13 protein-coding genes and 2 pseudogenes are annotated in these 17,260 nt (G+C 54.7%); 5 read left to right on the plus strand and 10 right to left on the minus strand.

The genetic code is table 11. The annotated features are described in order from the left end of the window. Positions 1-136: 136 nt before the first annotated feature. Positions 137-1,510: an ATP-binding protein gene (locus tag OKW78_RS06300; protein WP_281194359.1), complete on the plus strand. Its 1,374-nt coding sequence runs from the start codon at positions 137-139 to the stop codon at positions 1,508-1,510. On the opposite strand, the gene OKW78_RS06305 is transcribed toward OKW78_RS06300, so the two are convergent. The 4 genes from OKW78_RS06305 to OKW78_RS06320 are packed head-to-tail and all read right to left on the minus strand — an operon-like array spanning position 1,507 to position 5,717. Then, positions 1,507-2,172, minus strand: coding sequence for a restriction endonuclease (locus tag OKW78_RS06305; RefSeq protein ID WP_281194360.1), 666 nt, complete (start codon positions 2,170-2,172; stop codon positions 1,507-1,509). The two genes, OKW78_RS06300 and OKW78_RS06305, sit on opposite strands and share 4 nt — an antisense overlap. Further along, on the minus strand, positions 2,165-2,401 hold the full coding sequence (locus OKW78_RS06310) for a hypothetical protein (RefSeq protein ID WP_281194361.1): 237 nt from the start codon (positions 2,399-2,401) through the stop codon (positions 2,165-2,167). Before OKW78_RS06310 ends, OKW78_RS06305 begins: the two co-directional genes overlap by 8 nt. Further along, positions 2,398-5,217: a plasmid replication protein RepH gene (locus OKW78_RS06315; RefSeq protein ID WP_281194362.1), complete on the minus strand. Its 2,820-nt coding sequence runs from the start codon at positions 5,215-5,217 to the stop codon at positions 2,398-2,400. The genes OKW78_RS06310 and OKW78_RS06315 overlap by 4 nt, the downstream gene beginning before the upstream one ends. A 29-nt stretch (positions 5,218-5,246) precedes the next feature. Further along, positions 5,247-5,717: a hypothetical protein gene (locus OKW78_RS06320; RefSeq protein ID WP_281194363.1), complete on the minus strand. Its 471-nt coding sequence runs from the start codon at positions 5,715-5,717 to the stop codon at positions 5,247-5,249. Positions 5,718-6,437: 720 nt separating this feature from the next. On the opposite strand from OKW78_RS06320, the gene OKW78_RS06325 reads away from it, so the two are divergent. Further along, positions 6,438-6,728, plus strand: a complete 291-nt coding sequence (locus tag OKW78_RS06325; RefSeq protein WP_281194731.1) for a MarR family transcriptional regulator — start codon at positions 6,438-6,440, stop codon at positions 6,726-6,728. A 248-nt stretch (positions 6,729-6,976) separates the two neighbouring features. Further along, entirely contained in the window at positions 6,977-7,801 is an 825-nt protein-coding gene (locus OKW78_RS06330) for a glycosyltransferase (RefSeq protein ID WP_281194364.1), read from the plus strand. Positions 7,802-7,933: 132 nt separating this feature from the next. On the opposite strand, the gene OKW78_RS06335 is transcribed toward OKW78_RS06330, so the two are convergent. The 4 genes from OKW78_RS06335 to OKW78_RS06350 are packed head-to-tail and all read right to left on the minus strand — an operon-like array spanning position 7,934 to position 11,897. Beyond that, positions 7,934-9,319, minus strand: a complete 1,386-nt coding sequence (locus tag OKW78_RS06335) for a nucleotide sugar dehydrogenase (RefSeq protein WP_281194365.1) — start codon at positions 9,317-9,319, stop codon at positions 7,934-7,936. Then, entirely contained in the window at positions 9,312-10,289 is a 978-nt protein-coding gene (locus OKW78_RS06340) for a Gfo/Idh/MocA family protein (protein WP_281194366.1), read from the minus strand. The genes OKW78_RS06335 and OKW78_RS06340 overlap by 8 nt, the downstream gene beginning before the upstream one ends. Further along, on the minus strand, positions 10,270-11,355 hold the full coding sequence (locus OKW78_RS06345; RefSeq protein WP_281194367.1) for a DegT/DnrJ/EryC1/StrS aminotransferase family protein: 1,086 nt from the start codon (positions 11,353-11,355) through the stop codon (positions 10,270-10,272). The genes OKW78_RS06340 and OKW78_RS06345 overlap by 20 nt, the downstream gene beginning before the upstream one ends. Continuing rightward, positions 11,352-11,897: an acyltransferase gene (locus OKW78_RS06350; protein WP_281194368.1), complete on the minus strand. Its 546-nt coding sequence runs from the start codon at positions 11,895-11,897 to the stop codon at positions 11,352-11,354. Before OKW78_RS06350 ends, OKW78_RS06345 begins: the two co-directional genes overlap by 4 nt. Before the next feature lie 177 nt (positions 11,898-12,074). On the opposite strand from OKW78_RS06350, the pseudogene wecB reads away from it, so the two are divergent. Next, a pseudogene (gene wecB, locus OKW78_RS16980) lies at positions 12,075-13,101 on the plus strand (non-hydrolyzing UDP-N-acetylglucosamine 2-epimerase). On the opposite strand, the gene OKW78_RS06360 reads toward wecB, so the two are convergent. Both OKW78_RS06360 and OKW78_RS16985 read right to left on the minus strand, forming a co-directional pair. Next, positions 13,090-14,199: a glycosyltransferase family 4 protein gene (locus OKW78_RS06360; protein WP_281194369.1), complete on the minus strand. Its 1,110-nt coding sequence runs from the start codon at positions 14,197-14,199 to the stop codon at positions 13,090-13,092. The pseudogene wecB and the gene OKW78_RS06360 overlap by 12 nt on opposite strands. A gap of 359 nt (positions 14,200-14,558) precedes the next feature. After that, positions 14,559-15,803: an O-antigen ligase family protein gene (locus OKW78_RS16985; protein ID WP_369335030.1), complete on the minus strand. Its 1,245-nt coding sequence runs from the start codon at positions 15,801-15,803 to the stop codon at positions 14,559-14,561. Positions 15,804-16,143: 340 nt separating this feature from the next. Between OKW78_RS16985 and OKW78_RS06365 the strand changes: the two are divergent. Continuing rightward, positions 16,144-17,147: pseudogene (locus OKW78_RS06365) on the plus strand (IS110 family transposase); the annotation flags it as partial. Positions 17,148-17,260: the final 113 nt, after the last annotated feature.

Raw genomic sequence — 17,260 nt, forward strand, 5'->3', positions numbered from 1 at the left:
ACTGTCTCAAAAACTGTGAGCACGTCGACGCCGAACGTCGAGCGTGGAGCCGGAAGTCACTGGCCAAGGCACGTGTTTGCTCGCTGCGTCTCACCCGAACACCTATTATGAACGCGATCATATTATCGCACACATAATGATCAACAGAGAGAATGAACTGGAGTGGCTTACGTCACACCTTTCTCAGGAGGACCGACAGCTTCTCGTTCTCTATGGTCGCCGACGAGTCGGCAAAACCACGCTGGTGACCACTGCACTCAAGAATCTGAACGTGACGTCGATATACTATCTGTGTGACCAGCGTGGCTCGCGTCACAACGCGCGGCGTTTTGCGGTACAGTGTGCCGAAGCGTTTGATGACGTTTCCCCAGATGTGGACGATTTCGCAGAGGCGTTTCAATATCTCGCGGATCGCGTCAACGGACCGTGCGTTATTGCACTAGACGAGTTTTCGTACCTCGTTGCAGATGATGAGACCATCCCGTCGGTGTTTCAGACGATCGTCGACGACGTCCTCGCTGAGACGGAGATCTCGCTCGTGCTGTTGGGATCGTCGATCTCGATGATGGAAGAGGGCGTATTGAGCTACGAGAGCCCACTGTACGGTCGCCGTACCGGGCAGTGGGAGCTTGCGCCGTTGTCGTTCACAGACGTCCGTGCATTCTTTCCGAACGACGACATACAGACGCAGATCCAGATCTACAGTGTTTTGGGAGGTGTTCCTGCGTATCTCGAGCAGTTCGATACAGATCGGAGCCTCTTCGAGAACATCGAGCAGGCCATTCTCTCGAAAGGCGCGTTTCTCTATGAGGAGCCAGAATTCCTGCTTCGACAGGAGCTTCGTGAGCCTGCGACCTACATGGCGATCCTCGAAGCAATCGCCGGTGGTGCGACCCGCGTCACCGAGATCGCTAACGAGATCGACAAGGATGCAAGCAGTCTCTCCCGGTATCTCAAGAACCTCACACAGTTAGCGATCCTCGAGCAGGAGCACCCAGTTACAGATCCGGACGGTCGTGGACTCTATCACCTGACCGATGATTTCCTTCGGTTCTGGTTCCGGTACGTGGCACCGAATCAGGGAACGCTCGAGCAGGGACAGACCGAACCGGTCCGGGCGGCAATCGCCGAGACACTCCCGACACATACGAGTCGAACCTTCGAGAACGTGTGTCAACAGGCGGTTCAGACGTCTGCGTTTCCTGTGTCCTGCTCGCGTGTCGGTCGCTGGTGGTATGACGGTGAGGAGATCGATGTCGTCGGACTCAACCAACACACGGGCACGCTGTTGCTCGGCGAGTGTAAGTGGACGTCAACGCCCGTCGGTCGCTCGTTATTCGATGAGCTCACAGCACTCGAGTCAGCGGTTCGGTGGCACGGCGACGATCGGGACGTGAATTATGTCCTCTTTTCGCGTGCCGGGTTCACCGACGAGCTGTGGGCCGTCGCCGACGAGCATCCTACGTTGTACCTGTATGGGTTAGATGAGCTCACTTCCCTGTTCAACTAATGGAAGTCGTAGTCGCTATCGTACGCGTTGACGTACGCGTCGTTTCCCGTCCGATCCGGCACGTAACATGGCCCTCGCCCAGCACCGATGAACACCGGCGACTCGATGTCGAGGCCACTCAATCGTCGCAACAGATCCGGCATCCCGTCTCGAAGCTCGCTCACACGGGGTTCTCTGCGCGTGCGGAGGGTTCCGGTGGGCGGTCGGTGTTCAGTCAGCGGGGGCAGCGATCCCTTGGTGAGGTCACCGATGGTGAGAATGCGGACGTCGAGGCGTTGGGCAATCGTCCACGCCGGCGTGGTGACACCCCACGCGACCACGAGGACCGGCATCGCGCGAGCCAGTGCGGCCCGGTGAGAGATGTCCTCGACGGCATCACGGCGGACAAGGGTCGACTGCCAGTCTTTACACTCGACGACGATGAAGTCGTCCGGCTCATCGTGTGGGGGAATTCGTCGGGCAATCACGTCGGTTTCGAGCCCGAAGAGTTTCTCGTTGCGGGCCGTGCGGTAGCCCCACGCTTCGAGGGCTGTGGCGACCTCCCGTTCGAGCCAGCGTCCGTTTGTGGGATCGTGATCGGGTGCGGGTTCCTGGTCAGTCTCATCGGTATTGGTCCCTACCGCGGGGATCTGTGTGTCGGGGTCGTCGGTGGAGTCACTCATCGGTTGGCCCCTCCTGCGCTGTGGTGGCTGCGTCGTCGAGTGCGGTCGCAACGGCGTGGGCTTCTTCAGGGGTGAGGTCCGCATACGTGATCCCCCACGGCCCGCCGAAGCTGAGCGTGATCGTGTCGTCGTCGAGTTCGTCCGTGCCCACCTGGATGGAGCCCGTCGTCTGGGTGACTGGCTGGTCGCGGGTTACCGTCGTTTCGAGGTCGATCGTCGGGGTTGTCATTGAGTCTCACCCCGCTGGTTCGAGTGGAGCGGTGGTGTGCTGGGTTGTTCGGTTGGGTGGTGGTTTGGGTCTGTCATCGTGTGGTCGGCTGGGTAGTCTGTGAGCGGTGCGTCGTGGTCTGTGCCGTGTCTGGCCGGCTGTCTAGGCAGGTGTCGGTTCACTGGAAGTCTGGAGTCTCTCATCGTGGTCTGGGGTGGTGGCGTGAACAGGGCTGTCTGAGCGTGGCTGGTGTGTCGTCGGGTTTGTCGGTCGGTGCTGACGACGCGGTGGGTTGGGTGTGTCCCCTGCGGAGTAGAGCTCGTGGTGACACCCACTGGTGTGGCTGTGATCGTCTCTGCGGTTGTCCACCGTCGGTGGCCGTCTATGTGGACGGCATGGACGCGCTCGAGCGCATGGACATCATCTAGTCGGCGGTCGTAGCTACTCGCGGAGATGCCGGCCTTATCGATGAGGTCGGTGCGGCCAAGCGCGGTGTCGGCCCGGAGCAGTGTGGCGTACAGCTTGGTGGCCGTCGGCGTGAGATCCGGCCGGAAGCGCGAGGGTGAGAGAGTAGCGGCTGCGCGTTCGACGTCGGCAGGCGTCGGGGTTCGGGATTCGGAGAGCGCCTCCAAGAGGGCTTCTACGACGTCGTACGGACACGCCCGTCGTGTGGTGTCCGACGGGCCGAACGAACTGAGACACAGCCGGACGAGTCGTTGTGTCTCCTGTGGCGTCCACTGGACGTCGTGGGCCGTCGAAATCTCGTCGATTACCCGCCGGATGGCCGGGTACGTCGTGCCGTCGACGACGGGGATCTCGAGGGTGGGTGCGGCTTCGGTCCCGTCGGCGATCGCTTCACGCACGGTGGTGAGTTCCTCTCGAAGGGTCGTGGTGATCTGATCGTGGAGCGCCGTGGCCGTCGGGCCGGCAACCACCCACGACATCGTGAGATCCAGCCGGGTATCGGGCTCGACCTCATACGGGAGTCGCCGGCACAGCTTTGCGGGTCGATCCTCGAACAGTAGTCTATATCCGGAGTGGATCCCGTAGACGGACTGTTTGGGGACCGTCTTGGCGAGGAACTCACAGAGATTCTGGAGTCGAGTGGTGGAGCGTGCGAGCGAGGCGGTGTCCGGAATTCGGAGCGTGGTCGTAAGGTTGATCCCGGCTGCGTGATACAGCTGGGTGGCCGAGGCGATGAGCCCGTGGAGATCCCTGAAGAGTTCGCTGCGGGCAGTTGTGTTATCACTCGTCGTGAGTTTGGCCACACGAGACAGGAGGCGATCCCGGACGGTCGTGATCCGCTCGCGCCACGTCTCGTAGGTGGTGTCGGCGTCGCTACACCACCCTATTTGGCGACCACGACGGAGCAGGCGGCCGACTGCGTACTCGTGGGTGTCCTCGTCGAGATGCTCGAATTCTTCGCCCAGACGTTCGGGCGTGAGGATCTCGGAGAGTGCCTTCTCGCTGAGTAAGGCTCCCGCGAGACGTCCCAGGGTGGCTACGGGCCCGCCCCACTGGAGGACGACGAGCGTTTCCGTTGCCGTGTGACTGAGGTACGCGACACGGCCGTCCTCGAAGGGAGCCGGATGGTCATCGACGAGCGTGATGGCGTCGTCATGAGCAACCGTGGCGAATCGCTCGTGGAGGTGGCCGTCGAGAGCGGTGTCAGGGCCGGTGAGCCATTGGACGTAGTCCGCGTCTGTGTCCGGAGTGCCGGTCGCCGCGATCCACTCGTCTGGTGGTGTCGCCTCTGGGTCACCCGCCCGCCGGGGGGACACTGTACTTGTAGATTCGTGAGGGGTTGCGGTAAGACGCTCGTCGAGCCGACGCTGATCCGGGTGGACGAGGTCGTACTCGTCGTCGAGACACGCGGTGACGGCACGCTGGCCCAGATCGGTGAGCTGGACTGTGTGTTGGTGACCGCGACGGTCAACGGTGACTAGTCCGCGTGTTTCGAGATCGAGGACGTACCGGCTGACGGTTCCGGCTGCGATGTCGATCGCGTCGTCGGCGGTAAGGTCGTCGTACCCCCGGGCGTACGTTGCCGTGAGATTCCCGAGGAGTCGGCGTTTGCCTGGTTCGGTGTCGAGGTCATGGACGGCTTTCCATGCGGCGTTGGTTGGCTGTTGGCGGGTGGTGATACGGGGAGACCGATCCCGGCTCGCAGTAAGATCGAGATGGCACTCGGTCCACGTTGGATATCGCGTGGACAGGTGTCGCTGGAGTCCGGGTGAGACGACGAGTCGAACGCCGAACCCGGCGGCAAGCACGGCGATCGCTGCGAGTGCGCGGACTCCCGTCCGACGATCGTCTAAGTCAGTCCATGCTTCACCGTCCAACTGGAGGGTGAGGACGGTGGGCTGGGCGTCGAGTTCGTGATGGAGTGCGACCGGGCCCTTCGCGAGCGCGCCGAGGCTGGCGTTCACTGGGCCACGGCCCGTGCCGATCGCGGTGACGGTCTCTGTGATGGCTGCGTGGCGCTGTTGGCGGTACGGCGAGAGGTCCTCAGTGTCCGTGTCGTACGTAAGCGCACGCGCGGTGATCGCGCGGATGTACGCGACGGCTTCGGCGACGTCGTCGGTCCACGCGTGGTCGGTGTTCGTCCACTCCGGGAAGAGGCGGGTGAGCAGCTGTGAGCTCGCCCGCCATGGATCCTCCGTGGTGGTGTCGCGGATAGCGCGCTCGGTGTGCGCCGTGAGTTTTTCGAGGAGGTCCGGAAGCCACTCGGTCAGACGAGGTGACACCGCGAGACAGCGAATTCCGTCGGTGGGAGCGCCTGTTGGGCTAGCGAGCCGAACTCCTCGGCTAGGGGCCGCAGGCTGGAGGGATTGCATCAATGATCACCGAGTGACGGCGTGGTGGATCACTGTGGCCCCTCGTGGGACGCGCCACCATCGGAGCGAGCCTGCTCGCGGACGGCGGTGAGTAGCGAGGGAGGCTCCTGGCGTGGTGGGTGGGTTGGGTCCCGTGGGGTTAGCGCGTCCGCGTCGACGTGTGGGGTTGTGGTCGTCGTGGGGCTCGTGACGACGGCGGTCGGGTCGAGCAGGACGAACGTCGTCGATTGGGTGTGGGTGTCCGTACACGTCCCGATGTGGCCCGTGAGGACGTACTCGCGAACACCGCGGGTGAAGACGGTCGGGTGTTCGTGGGTATCTGACCCGCACATGACGTAGCCGATCGCGTACGCGGACTCGCCGGCGGCCCGGTAGGCGTAGGCGGTGATGTCGTCTCCTTCGTGGAGGGTGCGGCCGCAGACTTGACAGGCGAGGTGGGTGTCCAGCGGAATGTGTGCGAGTTGCTGGCGATCTGGGAGGTCGTCGGTGGGTCGCGTCATTCTGATTCTCCCTCGGTGCTGGTGGTGCGACTGTCAGCTTGCCACGCTTGCCGGGCGGAGAGTGCGCGTCGGGCTGATTCTGTGAGTTGGTACCGTTTCGGATCGTGGGTGGTGATGAAGTCGTGTTTGGTGAGTTCTTCGAGTGCGTCGCAGACTTGGCTATGTTCGATACTCTCGGTGTAGTAGTCGGTGAGTGCTCGGTGGAGTTGGCAACTCTCACAGGGGCCTGTCCGTGCGAGTATCCAGAGCAGATCGCGGTGGACGGCTGAGAGATCACCGACCGAGTGGCTCGTATCGCACTCGGCGTGGGAACTACTCATTGTGCCCCTCTGCGGTGTTCTGGTTAGTGCTGCGTGTCTCCGCACACGTTGTACAGAGTGGAGCGTCTAGGGTAGCGTCGTACCCATCGGCCTCATTGGTACATAGGCTACAGGTGTTACTGTTCGATCCTGGGGTCGTCTCGCAGGGCTTAAGCCCCGCAGTTGCCAGCATTAGCATGGTTCTGTGTTCGGGCACAGAACCCGTCCTGGCTGGGTGTTGGAGCACCGCAGCCGGGGTTTCTACACTTTCTCACGAGCCGAGGGTTCGTCACTCGGGTTCCGTACACCAATGATCATTCTCCAGTAACATATAGTTAACGATGGTATTAGAAAAATGCTTTAGTTAGTCTATATGTGCTATCCGTCCGTAATATAGACTATGATGGAGAATATGTGCTCAATGAGGCATTCAGGTAAGTGGATGACTTCTGTCGATGATCGAATTTTGGAATATCTTCATGAGAACAAACCAACAACACCGACAAAAATGACTACAAAAGCTTCCCTACCCTACTCTCGACAGCACGTCGATAGAAGGTGTAAGAAACTGGGTGAAGAGGGGCTTGTTGAAAGTTTAGGAAATGGGGTCTACATGATCACTGAGGATGGTGAGGCCTATCTCGAGGGCCGGTTAGACACAGAGACTTGGGATTATATCGACAAAGAAAGTGACGAAGAAGATCCCCAATGACACTGTTGGGATACTGCCAACGGAGAACGCTCTTCTATAGGAAATTGTTGGTGTGTATCTCTTTTGGATTCCGGAATAAGTGGAGCAGATTGGGAGGTTTCGATTCAGTAGTTCTGACAGTTATCTACTGAGAGAGATCTACAATGAGAGAATATATCAACAAATTCATATTATGAGTATTGTAGTTGAAAAGAACACGCGTTCTGAAAACCAGCATCATTTTGTATAGTGACTGGCAGAATTGTAATATGGATAGCACCAATTTTTCTCTATTGATCGCAGTATATGAAGGTGAAAATCCAGTTCATTTTAGTCAATGTTTAGAAAGTATAATAAATCAAGAATATAGGCCGACGGAAACGGTTATTGTTAAAGATGGATCGCTGACAGATGAGCTAGAGGTAGTTATTGATAATTTCCGTCTACATTATGACGAGAGGCTAGTTACTGTTGAACTGCCAGAGAACCAAGGAGCAGGGAAAGCTTACGACATGGGACTACAATATTGTTCGCAACCTTTGGTAGCTCAAATCGGTGCAGACGATATTGCGGCAGAAGGACGGTTTGAAAAGCAGGTGAATTTTCTGCGGACGAATCCAGATATAGATGTAGTCGGAGGGTACATAGAGGAATTTGAAAATAGTGTAAATAATGTTGTAGGAATCCGAGAGGTGCCGCTGGATCCTTCATCAGTTGAAAGATACGCTCGTTTCCGATCACCCATTAACCATACATCTGTTATGTTTCGGAAGGACGCAGTTCTTGAGGTGGGTGGCTTTCGTGACCTTCGTCGTCAACAGGACTATGATCTTTGGGTGCGGTTACTTATGAGCGGCTATAGTATCGCAAATATACCTGAAATATTAGCGAAAGCACGTGTAGGAGAGTCTTTTTATGAACGAAAAGGCGGCATATTGAACATTAGGCATGACGTCAAGACACAATGGTACTTTTATCGGATTAGATTTATATCGCCTTCAATAATGGTATTTAATATATTGTCTCGATTAATACTGAAATTGGTACCCAATCGTCTCCGATCAACTATTTATAAGAGTATTTTGAGAGAGTAAAACTACAAGTACAACCCTAGATTGAAATTTGATTGAACTAGTTTCCAAAATTGATAAATTAATCCTGAAGTAGTCAATATCAATCGGAGATCTTAGAACCCCTATATGTAATATCTGTTCAAAGTCAACTCTCTATTTGGAGACGCCGATCGTGTATGTCCATGAGTCCAGATCCAGATCAGATATTGTCGCTCGGCCATCAACCAGAACAGATAGTTCATCTGGATCTTCGTCCAGTTCTTCCCACCGAATTGTCTCGAATTCCTCGTGTGGAGTAACTAGAATAATTGCGTCAGCGCCAATATCGTAAATCTCTTCTTGTTCGATCGGTTGTGCGTCGAAGGCATCGAACGTGTCAAGCATCGGATCAACCGCATACACAGTCGCTCCCGAGGTAGACAATTCCTGTGTGATCGGGATGGATGGGGAAGCACGGATCTCCTTGACTCCGGGTCGGTACGTCAATCCGAGGATAACGACCGTCGCATCCGTAAGGTCGATCCCGTTTACGTTGAGTCCTTCTTTCACCTTCGAAACAGTAAACGACGGCATGGAGTCGTTCACCTCACGTGCCGTCGAGAGCAGCGGTGAAGAGGTTTCGAAGGGTTTGATCAAGAAATACGGGTAGTATGGGATACAGTGTCCACCGACTCCCGGCCCGGGATCGTGGATGTGACAGAACGGCTGCGTGTTCGCGATCTCGATCGCCTCACGAACGTCGATGCCCAATTCGTCTGTAAACCGGGCGAGTTCGTTCGCAAGTGCGATGTTTACATCTCGGTAGAGGCCTTCGAAAAGTTTCACCGCCTCCGCAGTCGTTGCGTCCGATACTGCGAGTACCCCTTCAGAATTGATGGTATCGTAGATCAGGTTTGCGGTACGAGTACTCTCATCATCGATCCCTCCCACCACTTTCGGATACGCACCGCGGATGTCTTCGAGTGCTCGCCCTGAAGAGGTTCGTTCCGGACAGAATGCGACCCCAAAATCTCCCCGTTCGAGATCAGATTCTTCGAGAAGTTGCTCGAAGACACGCGTCCTCGTCGTCTTGGGCGGGACAGTACATTCGATGAGTACGATGTCTCCTTCGGTTAGTTCAGTCGCGATATCCGAAACGACCGTATCGAGGATCGCAAGATCCGGCTCCTTCTCCTCGGTGATCGGGGTTGGGACGATGACGACGTGAACTGACGACTCCTGAGCCGCCTCGCGGGGATCCGTCGTCGCTCGAAGGGATCCGTCATCGACGAGGTCGGCGACGAGCGAATCGAGTCCCGGTTCACGTTTGACGTGACAGCCGCCGTCGTTGATGGTGTTGACGACATCCGGGTCGATATCGGCCCCGACCACGTTCCCACAGGTTTCGGCAAACACGGCAGCTAGTGGTAGTCCCATCTTTCCGAGACCGTAGACTGCGACGGGTACGTCACCACCAGTGAATGCCTCCCGTTGGGAGCTTTTGGTCTTCGAGGTTCCGTACAGTGACTCCGGATCCCTGCGAGGGGTCGTCTCAGTCATTGATGGAAGTTGCCACCGGGTTCCGCCCAATTTTTTCCTCGATTTCTAATGCGACCGATAGCGCGTCCAATCCGTCTTCGACGGTTATCTCGGGACTGGTTTCGGTCTTGACGGCTTCGATGAACGACTCGAGTTCTCTCTGTAGCGGTTCTCCGTTCTGTACGACCGGTCGCTCAACGATACTCTCGTGTGAAAACCGCACGTTGCCATCCTTTTCGATGTACTCCGGGACGGAGTTTCGATGGATCTCGATCGACTGGTCGAGGTAGTCGACTTCGATGAAACACTCCTCCGTGGTTATTTCGAGGGTTCGAACTTTCCGTTGCGTTTTCCGACTGGCAGTAAGCGATGCCATTCGGTCACCCTCGAACTCGAGAAGGGCGCTCGCATGTCTGCCTCCTCGGCTCCCCGAGCCAGCGATAGATGTCGGTGTCTCGTCGAACAGCGATAGGACGATGTCGATATCGTGGATCATCAGATCGATCACGGCGCTGTCCTGAATCGCTCGATCCGGTTCGGGACCGAGTCGACGTGCCCGAACACTGATCACCGACAGATCATCGATGATATCTCGAAGTGTAGTTACGGCAGGATTGAATCGCTCGATGTGACCGACCTGAACCGGTACATCTGCCGTTTCGACTTTCGAGAGGAGATCATCGGCACGATCGAGTGACCCGAGAGCCGGTTTCTCGACGAACGTCGCGACGTGTTCGTCCAGACACGTCGTCACGACGTCATAGTGATACTGAGTTGGAACGACGACTGAGACTGCGTCGACGTCCTCCAGTAGGTCTTCCGTTTCTCTCACCTCTGTATCGTGTTTTTTCGCGACCTCGTTTGCCCGCTTCGTATCGGCGTCGGCAATGCCGACGAGGTTCACGTCGTTCAACTCATCATACACGCGCGCGTGGTGCTGGCCCATCGATCCGACGCCGATGACGCCAACGTCAATCTCGTTTCGTGTCATAGTCGTGAATTACCTCGATGATCCGGTCAATATCGTCGTGTGAAACGGAGGGATGTACCGGAAGCGAAAGGACCTGGTTCGCAGCGAGTTCGGCCTCCCGTGCGCTCACGTCGAGGTGGTCGTAAGCGGGTTGCTCATGAATACATTTCGGGTAGTACACACTGTTTCCGATGTCGTGGTCGTCCAAGTGTTCTCGGAGTCCCTCCCGATCCTCCGTCCGGATCGTGTACTGGTGATACGCGTGTGTCATTCCATCCGGTTCGGTCGGAGTGACGACTTCCGTCCCCGCAAGGCCTTCGTTCAATTCGGCGGCGTTCGCTCGTCGTGATTCGATGAAACGAGGAAGTCGATCGAGCTGAACACGACCGATCGCCGCGGCCATGCTCGTCATCCGGAAGTTGTGTCCGAGCGTCGCGTGCTCATACAATTCGGTTCGTCCGTGGTTGACGAATTGAGCCACCGCCTCGGCAATGTCCTCCCGGTCCGTGACGATCATTCCACCCTCTCCCGTCGTCATGTTCTTGGTCGGGTAGAACGAAAAACACGCCACGTCACCGATCGATCCGACTCTGGTATCCTCGTAGGTCGCGCCGTGTGCCTGAGCCGCGTCCTCAATGATCGGTACGTCGAGGTCGTTCGCGAGTTCGCAGAGTTGGCCCATCGGTGCCGGTAGTCCGTAGAGGTGAACCGGCATGATCGCGTCGACGTCGTGCTTCCGTGCGATCTCCTCAGTCGCCTCGGGATCGAGGTTGTACGTTTCCGGATCGATGTCGGCGAACACCGGATCCGCTCCGGTGAACCGGACCACATTCGCCGTGGCGACGAACGAGAACGGCGTCGTCAACACGGAATCACCCTCGCCGATCCCGAGTGCTTCGAGTGCGGCATGGAGGGCGGCGGTTCCGTTTGCCGTCGCGACCCCGTGATCGGTTCCACAGTAGTCTGCGAACTCTCGTTCGAACTCACGAACCTCGGGCCCGTCCGCGATCATTCCGCTGTCAAGGACGGCCTCCACGCGTTCTTTTGCTTCGTCGCTGATCGTCGGGTTAGCGATCGGGATCGTCATAGGTCGTTCTTCCGGGGGACTCCTTCTGGAAGTGCTCGATGTTCCGCGGGCGCACCGATCGCAAGCGTTTCTGGGGGTACGTCGTTGACGACAACGGAACCGGCCGCAACGAACGATTCGGCACCGACCGTCACGTCGGGGAGGATCGTCGCGTTCGCGCCGATGGACGCGTGGTCTTCGATCGTCGGTCCGGCGAGATCGATGTCATCCCGAACTGGATAGGGATCGTTGGTCAACACGGCGTGCGGGCCGACGAAGGCGTGATCGCCGATTGTCGTGTGGGAGGGAACGTACACGCCAGTTTGTAGACTCACGTCGGACCCGATAGTCGTTCGACCGTCGATGACGGTTTTCGTTCCAACCAGGACGTCGTCGCCGATCTCGGTTAGCTCCCGAACGAGCGCGTCGTGTCCAGTCGAGAACCGGTCACCGATCGCGACGTCGTCATAGATGATCGTTCCCGCTCGGATCCTCGGATCGGACCCGATGTGAGGTTCCTCGGATCCCTCCGCGTATTCGAACCCGATCGTAGCCTGATTCATGCTCAATTCTTGACTCCTATGCGGAACGAGTCGGCAAGCGCATGATAATCTTCCGATACGAGAGTGCTAACACCGACCTGGATGTGTCCCCTTCTTGGGATCGAGTGACGGAGTCGCCGAAAGAGAAACGACCGTATCGAATGGTATACCTGGATTCTCTGGATACCGAAACGCAGTATAGATGTCCTCACGGTAGTCAGCGCTCGACCACGGTTCATCGAAGCGTTCGTGGTCTCCAGAGAGCTATGAGTCGAACACGACGAAGTCCTCGTTCACACCAGTCAACACTACGACGAGAAACTGTCCAACATGTTCTTCGACGAACTGGGGATCCCGGAATCGGGTCCGAGAGTCACGCCGCTCAAACGGCTCAGATGATGATCAAGCTGGAGCAGTTCGTCGACGAGTACGCTCCTGACGTACCGCTGTGCTACGGAGACACGAATTCGACGCTCGCGGCCGCGAGGGTCGCGTCGAAGTCGACGTCGATCTGACAAACGTGGAAGCGGGACTGCGAAGCTTCAATCGAGAGATGCCGGAGGAGATCAATTGAGTCTTGACGGGTCATACCTCTGATCCCCTGTTTGCGCCGAGCGAACGAGCGATCGACAACCTCGAGGCCGAAGGGGTACACAACGTCGGCGACGTCATGTACGATTCGGTGCTGTGGGAACGTGACGAAGCGCTGGCTCGCTCAACGATTCATAAGAATCTTGGGCGAGGAGTATCTCTTCGCGACGGTTCACCGGCCTCGTAATACGGATGATCGAGAGCAGCTCGAAACGATCCTGATGAGTCTCGCGGCCGATCCTCAAGAGGTAGTTTTCCCAGCTCACCCACGGACGATCGATCAGTTGGAATACTACTTCTGGTTGAGACGACCGAGATGGAATTGACGCTCGTTGATCCGGTCGGATATTTGGATTTCGTCACGCTCCAGGCGGGTGCGAAGATCATCGTCACTTACTCGCAAGGGATCCAGAAAGAGGTGTTCTTCCTTGGTGTCCCTCGCGTTACACTGCGTGAGGAGACTGAGTGGCCGGAAATGGTTGAGGCCGGTGGAAATATCCTCGTAGGTGCGAATTCGACCACGATCGGGGATGTACTTGCTGATCCGCCACGATCTCCATCAGATGTGAAGCCTTACGCGGATGGGACCGCGGCGGAAAAGATCGTTGAGGTGCTGGATGATCTATCGACATAACTCTTCGTAGAGTGCGATGAGTTTCTTTGCTTCAACTTCCCAGCTATATTTTTTCTCAATAAGAGAGCGCATGTTAGCGATATCGTAGTCTCGTTGAAGAGCGTTTTCGACCGCGTCAGCCGCAGCCTCAGTATCGTCTTGAGGAACGACGTGTCGGAACCGATCGGGGAGAAACCGGATCGCCGCATCTAGAGGAGTAGTCAGAGTAGGAAGTCCGGCGTACAGGTACTCGAACTGTTTTGTCGGGATCGCGGTTTCGAACTCAGCTGTGTCTAAAAGCGAGAGTCCGATATCAGCACTGTACAAATACCGGAACATTTCTTCGTAGTCGACGTATCCAGGGAATTCGACGTGAAATTCGAGATCATGATCACGGATGAACCGTTCAGCTCGACGTTTGTCCGCATCAGTACGCCACGTTCCGAGTGCCCACAACTCGACTTCAAGGCCGCGCTCCCGGAGCATGTTTAGGAGATCAAGGGAACGATGAATGCCTCGGAGTTCGCTCAACCCACCGATGTAACAGAGAACGTGATCGGCCTGTCGTTCCTTCGTGTCCATCTTTGACGATAGCCCGTCGATACGTGGATAATTGTGTAACGTGACGACACGATCGTTCGATTGCATAAATTTTCTTCCGAGTCGATCGGTTGCGGATACGATTGCATCGAATCGGGTCGCAGCGAGCCGTTCGACTCGTGGGATTGTGTATGCAATCGGCAGTGTCACCGGATCCGGGATCCATTCCCTTCCGGCAGCCTTGTGTCCGAAGTCCTCATGGACGTCATACACTACAGCACTGTTAGTTGTCGCTGCGAGGTAGAGTCCGACTGGGATCAATTCTGGATCGTGGAAGTGATAGACTGATACATCAAGCTGTTTCGCGATTCGAGCCACCTCTGGAATATTACGCCACCGATCAACCCGACTCAGAGTTGAACCCAGGTCAATAAACTGGACACTGTTCTGCCTTCTGTCCGGAGTATCATGTGCGACGATCCCGACGCTGAATCCGGCGTCAGCTAAACTAGTGGCCTGCTTATCGAAGATTCGAGTGTCTATCGGTGTGTGAGCGGTCGTTAGGTGGAGGCTATCCATAATATAAGTACATATTCAGCAAATGAATAACTGATGCGATTGGAATTGCCTGGTTTAGCACCTCCTTAGCTGGCGTTCAATAGTTGAGTGATTGATGCAGCTGTTGATGATTACAATGATGTATGACTTGTTCAATCATGCTATTAATAACTCAATGTACTCACTAAAAAGCTGCTTGATGAGGCCGTTTAACGCCGAATAGGCGAAAGATCTCTTAGTTTCCCTGAGTGAAAACCGGTCGCGTGGAGTCGGACCGAAAAAGACCGACAGGCGTCGCCGTCACGCTCTCAATATTCTCGTCACAAGTATCTCAGTGGCCAGTTCTTGCTTGAGTATAATCTAAATTAACGAGTAGTCCACTATCCAAACAAATTTAATTTGATATTATCGGCTTGACAGTGTCTTATACTCGGATAGATTAGTAGACCTATAAATGTGAATAAGAACCTATCTGAAGTAAGATCTCCCGATACCATACGCCAAATAAATAAGTACACTAGTAGAAGAATAATAATTGTTTTTTTACTATTTTGTATATCAATTACTGGCCTAAAATATGATAACGGATATACTATAACGAGTGTGAATAAGAATAACCCAGCAAGTCCCAATTCAGTTGTTACTTCTAAAAGAAGATTGTGAGGATGATCATGTACTTGATCCCATACAGAAGGCCATCCACCAAATCCAATGCCGAACAGAGGATTATTTATTATGGAGCGAATCGCAGTAGGATAGTACATTAGTCTACTTTCGAGAGGTGAGTCAATTGTAATTAATATCCGTTCAATAGTTCTAGGAACCACCCCAAGATATGAGAAAATGAATCCACTAGTCAAAATGATTGAAAAGAATGATACAATTATTTGGACCAACTTTTTTATATTGGTTTTATTTGAGATAAATACCGTAATAAGTAATAGAACATTTGCTATGATTGATGAAATAAAAGGACCCCGACCTCCAGATGATGACAGCATGAGAATAAAGAACATAGTCAAGAACGAATAAATGAGAGCCTTCTTTATTTTTTTCCTATTCATGAGTGTATAATGAAAAGATAAAATGAATCCAATTCCAAGGAGTAAGGTCATCAGTTGATATTGAACTAGCTCTTGTAGGCTACCGGCACTAAGGAATACTAACTTGAGAATAGCAACTATTCCAGATATAATAGAAAATAGATATAAGGATTGGATCAACTTCCTTACTCGTACAGGCCTTGTTGCGATAACAAATACACTAGAAAAAAAGGCCAAGATAGTAGTGGACGTACCTATCATTTTTCTCATAAAATAGTTCTCGCCATTTATAAATAGACCTGTCATAAAGGTATATGCCAGAAACAGAACCAATAAAATCACACACACAATTTGGATATGTGTTACTTCACTTCGTCTGTATATGAGGTATGTCATAGAAAGTGAAACCAAAATCATTAACACAAATGTGGTGTCAAGCAGGATATTAACACCATATAATTCTTTCACAACACCAGAAAATAAAAATAATACAAACAGAAATTCAAATGAAATTAAGGTATTTGTTACCGTTCCAAGATTCAAATTAGATTCATTAATTGACTTCGTAGCGTTCATCCCCATATACAGATAGCCTGAGGTCAAATTAAAACTCGATAAAGTAAAAGATTGCTAAATTCTAAGAGCATGAAGTAAGATAAGAGAAGATGATCCATTACCAGTAGAGGAAATTGGATAAAATTGCTCTGATGGGATGAGAGCCTGCTAAGTCCCCAGCGTGCGTGAAGAGGTACTGGGGTGTGGTCAAAGGCCGATGATTCAACAACGTCTCAGAACGCGTGGCTCTGATTGGCCTACTGCCAAGGACGCACATCATGGGAGGCCGCCCGGATGCCGACAGCATCCAGGCGGCGAGCCCGAATGGGTGTGGCTTCCTTCACGAACTTCCCACTCCTGAGGAACCATATACTACCTCGGAATCGACCTTCATAAAGATGAGTCGCACGTCGCTGTTTTGGACGACGATACTGGGGTCGTCGAAGAGATTCGCGTCACAAACGCGAATCTCGACGAAGTCGCCGAAGAATACGCCGGAGCCAAAGCTGCGCTCGAAGCAACCAGCAACTACTATACGGTCTGCGACACCCTCGACGAACACCTCAACGTGGTTCTCGCAGATCCGGGCCAGACCAAGGCAATCGGCTATGCTGAGGTAAAAAACGACCGGCTCGACGCGAAGTTGCTTGCGCAACTTCGCCGAGCCGGCATGATCGCTGAAAGTTACGTTCCGTCCGAAGAACTGCGGGAGCACCGCGCACTCGTGCGCGGCCGGAAGCGATTGGTCGAAAAGCGTACGGACTTCAAAAACGAAGTCCACGCCTTGCTTGACAAACACGGATCACCTACGACTGGGATCCGTTCAGCGTGAACGGACGAGAAATCCTCGCCAACGAGGATTTCTCGCTCAGTGTGGTCGGCGATCAGCTGATGGAGTCGTTCCTCTCGATTATCGACGAGCTCACCGCTCAGATCGAGGAACTCGAAATGCTGATCGAAGAGACCGCTGCGTCTCTGGAGGCGACGCAGCTGTTGATGACGATTCCGGGCGTGAGTTTCTACTCGTCGTTGCTGATCACCTCGGAGATTGGTGAGATCGACCGATTCGACGAGGCGAACCAGGTGGTGAGTTACACGGGATTGGATCCGGTCGTCCGCGAGTCAGGTGACTTGCAGACTGACGGATCGACCTCGAAACGAGGAAGTGGAGACTTACGCTAGATCCCCGTCCAATGCGTCCAAACAGCGGTTTATCGGTGTAACGATCCGTATCTTGGACGCTTCTACACTCGATTGAAACAGCGGAAGAACCACCAGATAACGATCGTCGCAACGGCGCAGAAACTGCTCGTGTCAATTTTCCATATGCTTGATCAGGTTGAAGTGTACGATCCACCAGAGGTGAGTGCCAGAGGGCCATCGAGCCGGCGGCCCTTATCGGCGGGTCGCAGCGGGCATGAGCTACAGCTAACGCCCTCACGTTCTGACCGCCTGCCGGCTGGTTGCTGAGCTATCGCCGTGAC

It is taken from the genome of Halorubrum sp. F4 (assembly GCF_027257195.1).
GTDB lineage: Archaea > Halobacteriota > Halobacteria > Halobacteriales > Haloferacaceae > Halorubrum.

What these genes read in the sequence shown, in the direction of transcription:
- OKW78_RS06300 (WP_281194359.1), top strand. Translation starts at nt 137, where the DNA reads ATGATCAACAGAGAGAATGAACTGGAGTGGCTTACGTCACACCTTTCT.
- OKW78_RS06305 (WP_281194360.1), bottom strand. Translation starts at nt 2,172, where the DNA reads ATGAGTGACTCCACCGACGACCCCGACACACAGATCCCCGCGGTAGGG.
- OKW78_RS06310 (WP_281194361.1), bottom strand. Translation starts at nt 2,401, where the DNA reads ATGACAACCCCGACGATCGACCTCGAAACGACGGTAACCCGCGACCAG.
- OKW78_RS06315 (WP_281194362.1), bottom strand. Translation starts at nt 5,217, where the DNA reads ATGCAATCCCTCCAGCCTGCGGCCCCTAGCCGAGGAGTTCGGCTCGCT.
- OKW78_RS06320 (WP_281194363.1), bottom strand. Translation starts at nt 5,717, where the DNA reads ATGACGCGACCCACCGACGACCTCCCAGATCGCCAGCAACTCGCACAC.
- OKW78_RS06325 (WP_281194731.1), top strand. Translation starts at nt 6,438, where the DNA reads ATGAGGCATTCAGGTAAGTGGATGACTTCTGTCGATGATCGAATTTTG.
- OKW78_RS06330 (WP_281194364.1), top strand. Translation starts at nt 6,977, where the DNA reads ATGGATAGCACCAATTTTTCTCTATTGATCGCAGTATATGAAGGTGAA.
- OKW78_RS06335 (WP_281194365.1), bottom strand. Translation starts at nt 9,319, where the DNA reads ATGACTGAGACGACCCCTCGCAGGGATCCGGAGTCACTGTACGGAACC.
- OKW78_RS06340 (WP_281194366.1), bottom strand. Translation starts at nt 10,289, where the DNA reads ATGACACGAAACGAGATTGACGTTGGCGTCATCGGCGTCGGATCGATG.
- OKW78_RS06345 (WP_281194367.1), bottom strand. Translation starts at nt 11,355, where the DNA reads ATGACGATCCCGATCGCTAACCCGACGATCAGCGACGAAGCAAAAGAA.
- OKW78_RS06350 (WP_281194368.1), bottom strand. Translation starts at nt 11,897, where the DNA reads ATGAATCAGGCTACGATCGGGTTCGAATACGCGGAGGGATCCGAGGAA.
- OKW78_RS06360 (WP_281194369.1), bottom strand. Translation starts at nt 14,199, where the DNA reads ATGGATAGCCTCCACCTAACGACCGCTCACACACCGATAGACACTCGA.
- OKW78_RS16985 (WP_369335030.1), bottom strand. Translation starts at nt 15,803, where the DNA reads ATGGGGATGAACGCTACGAAGTCAATTAATGAATCTAATTTGAATCTT.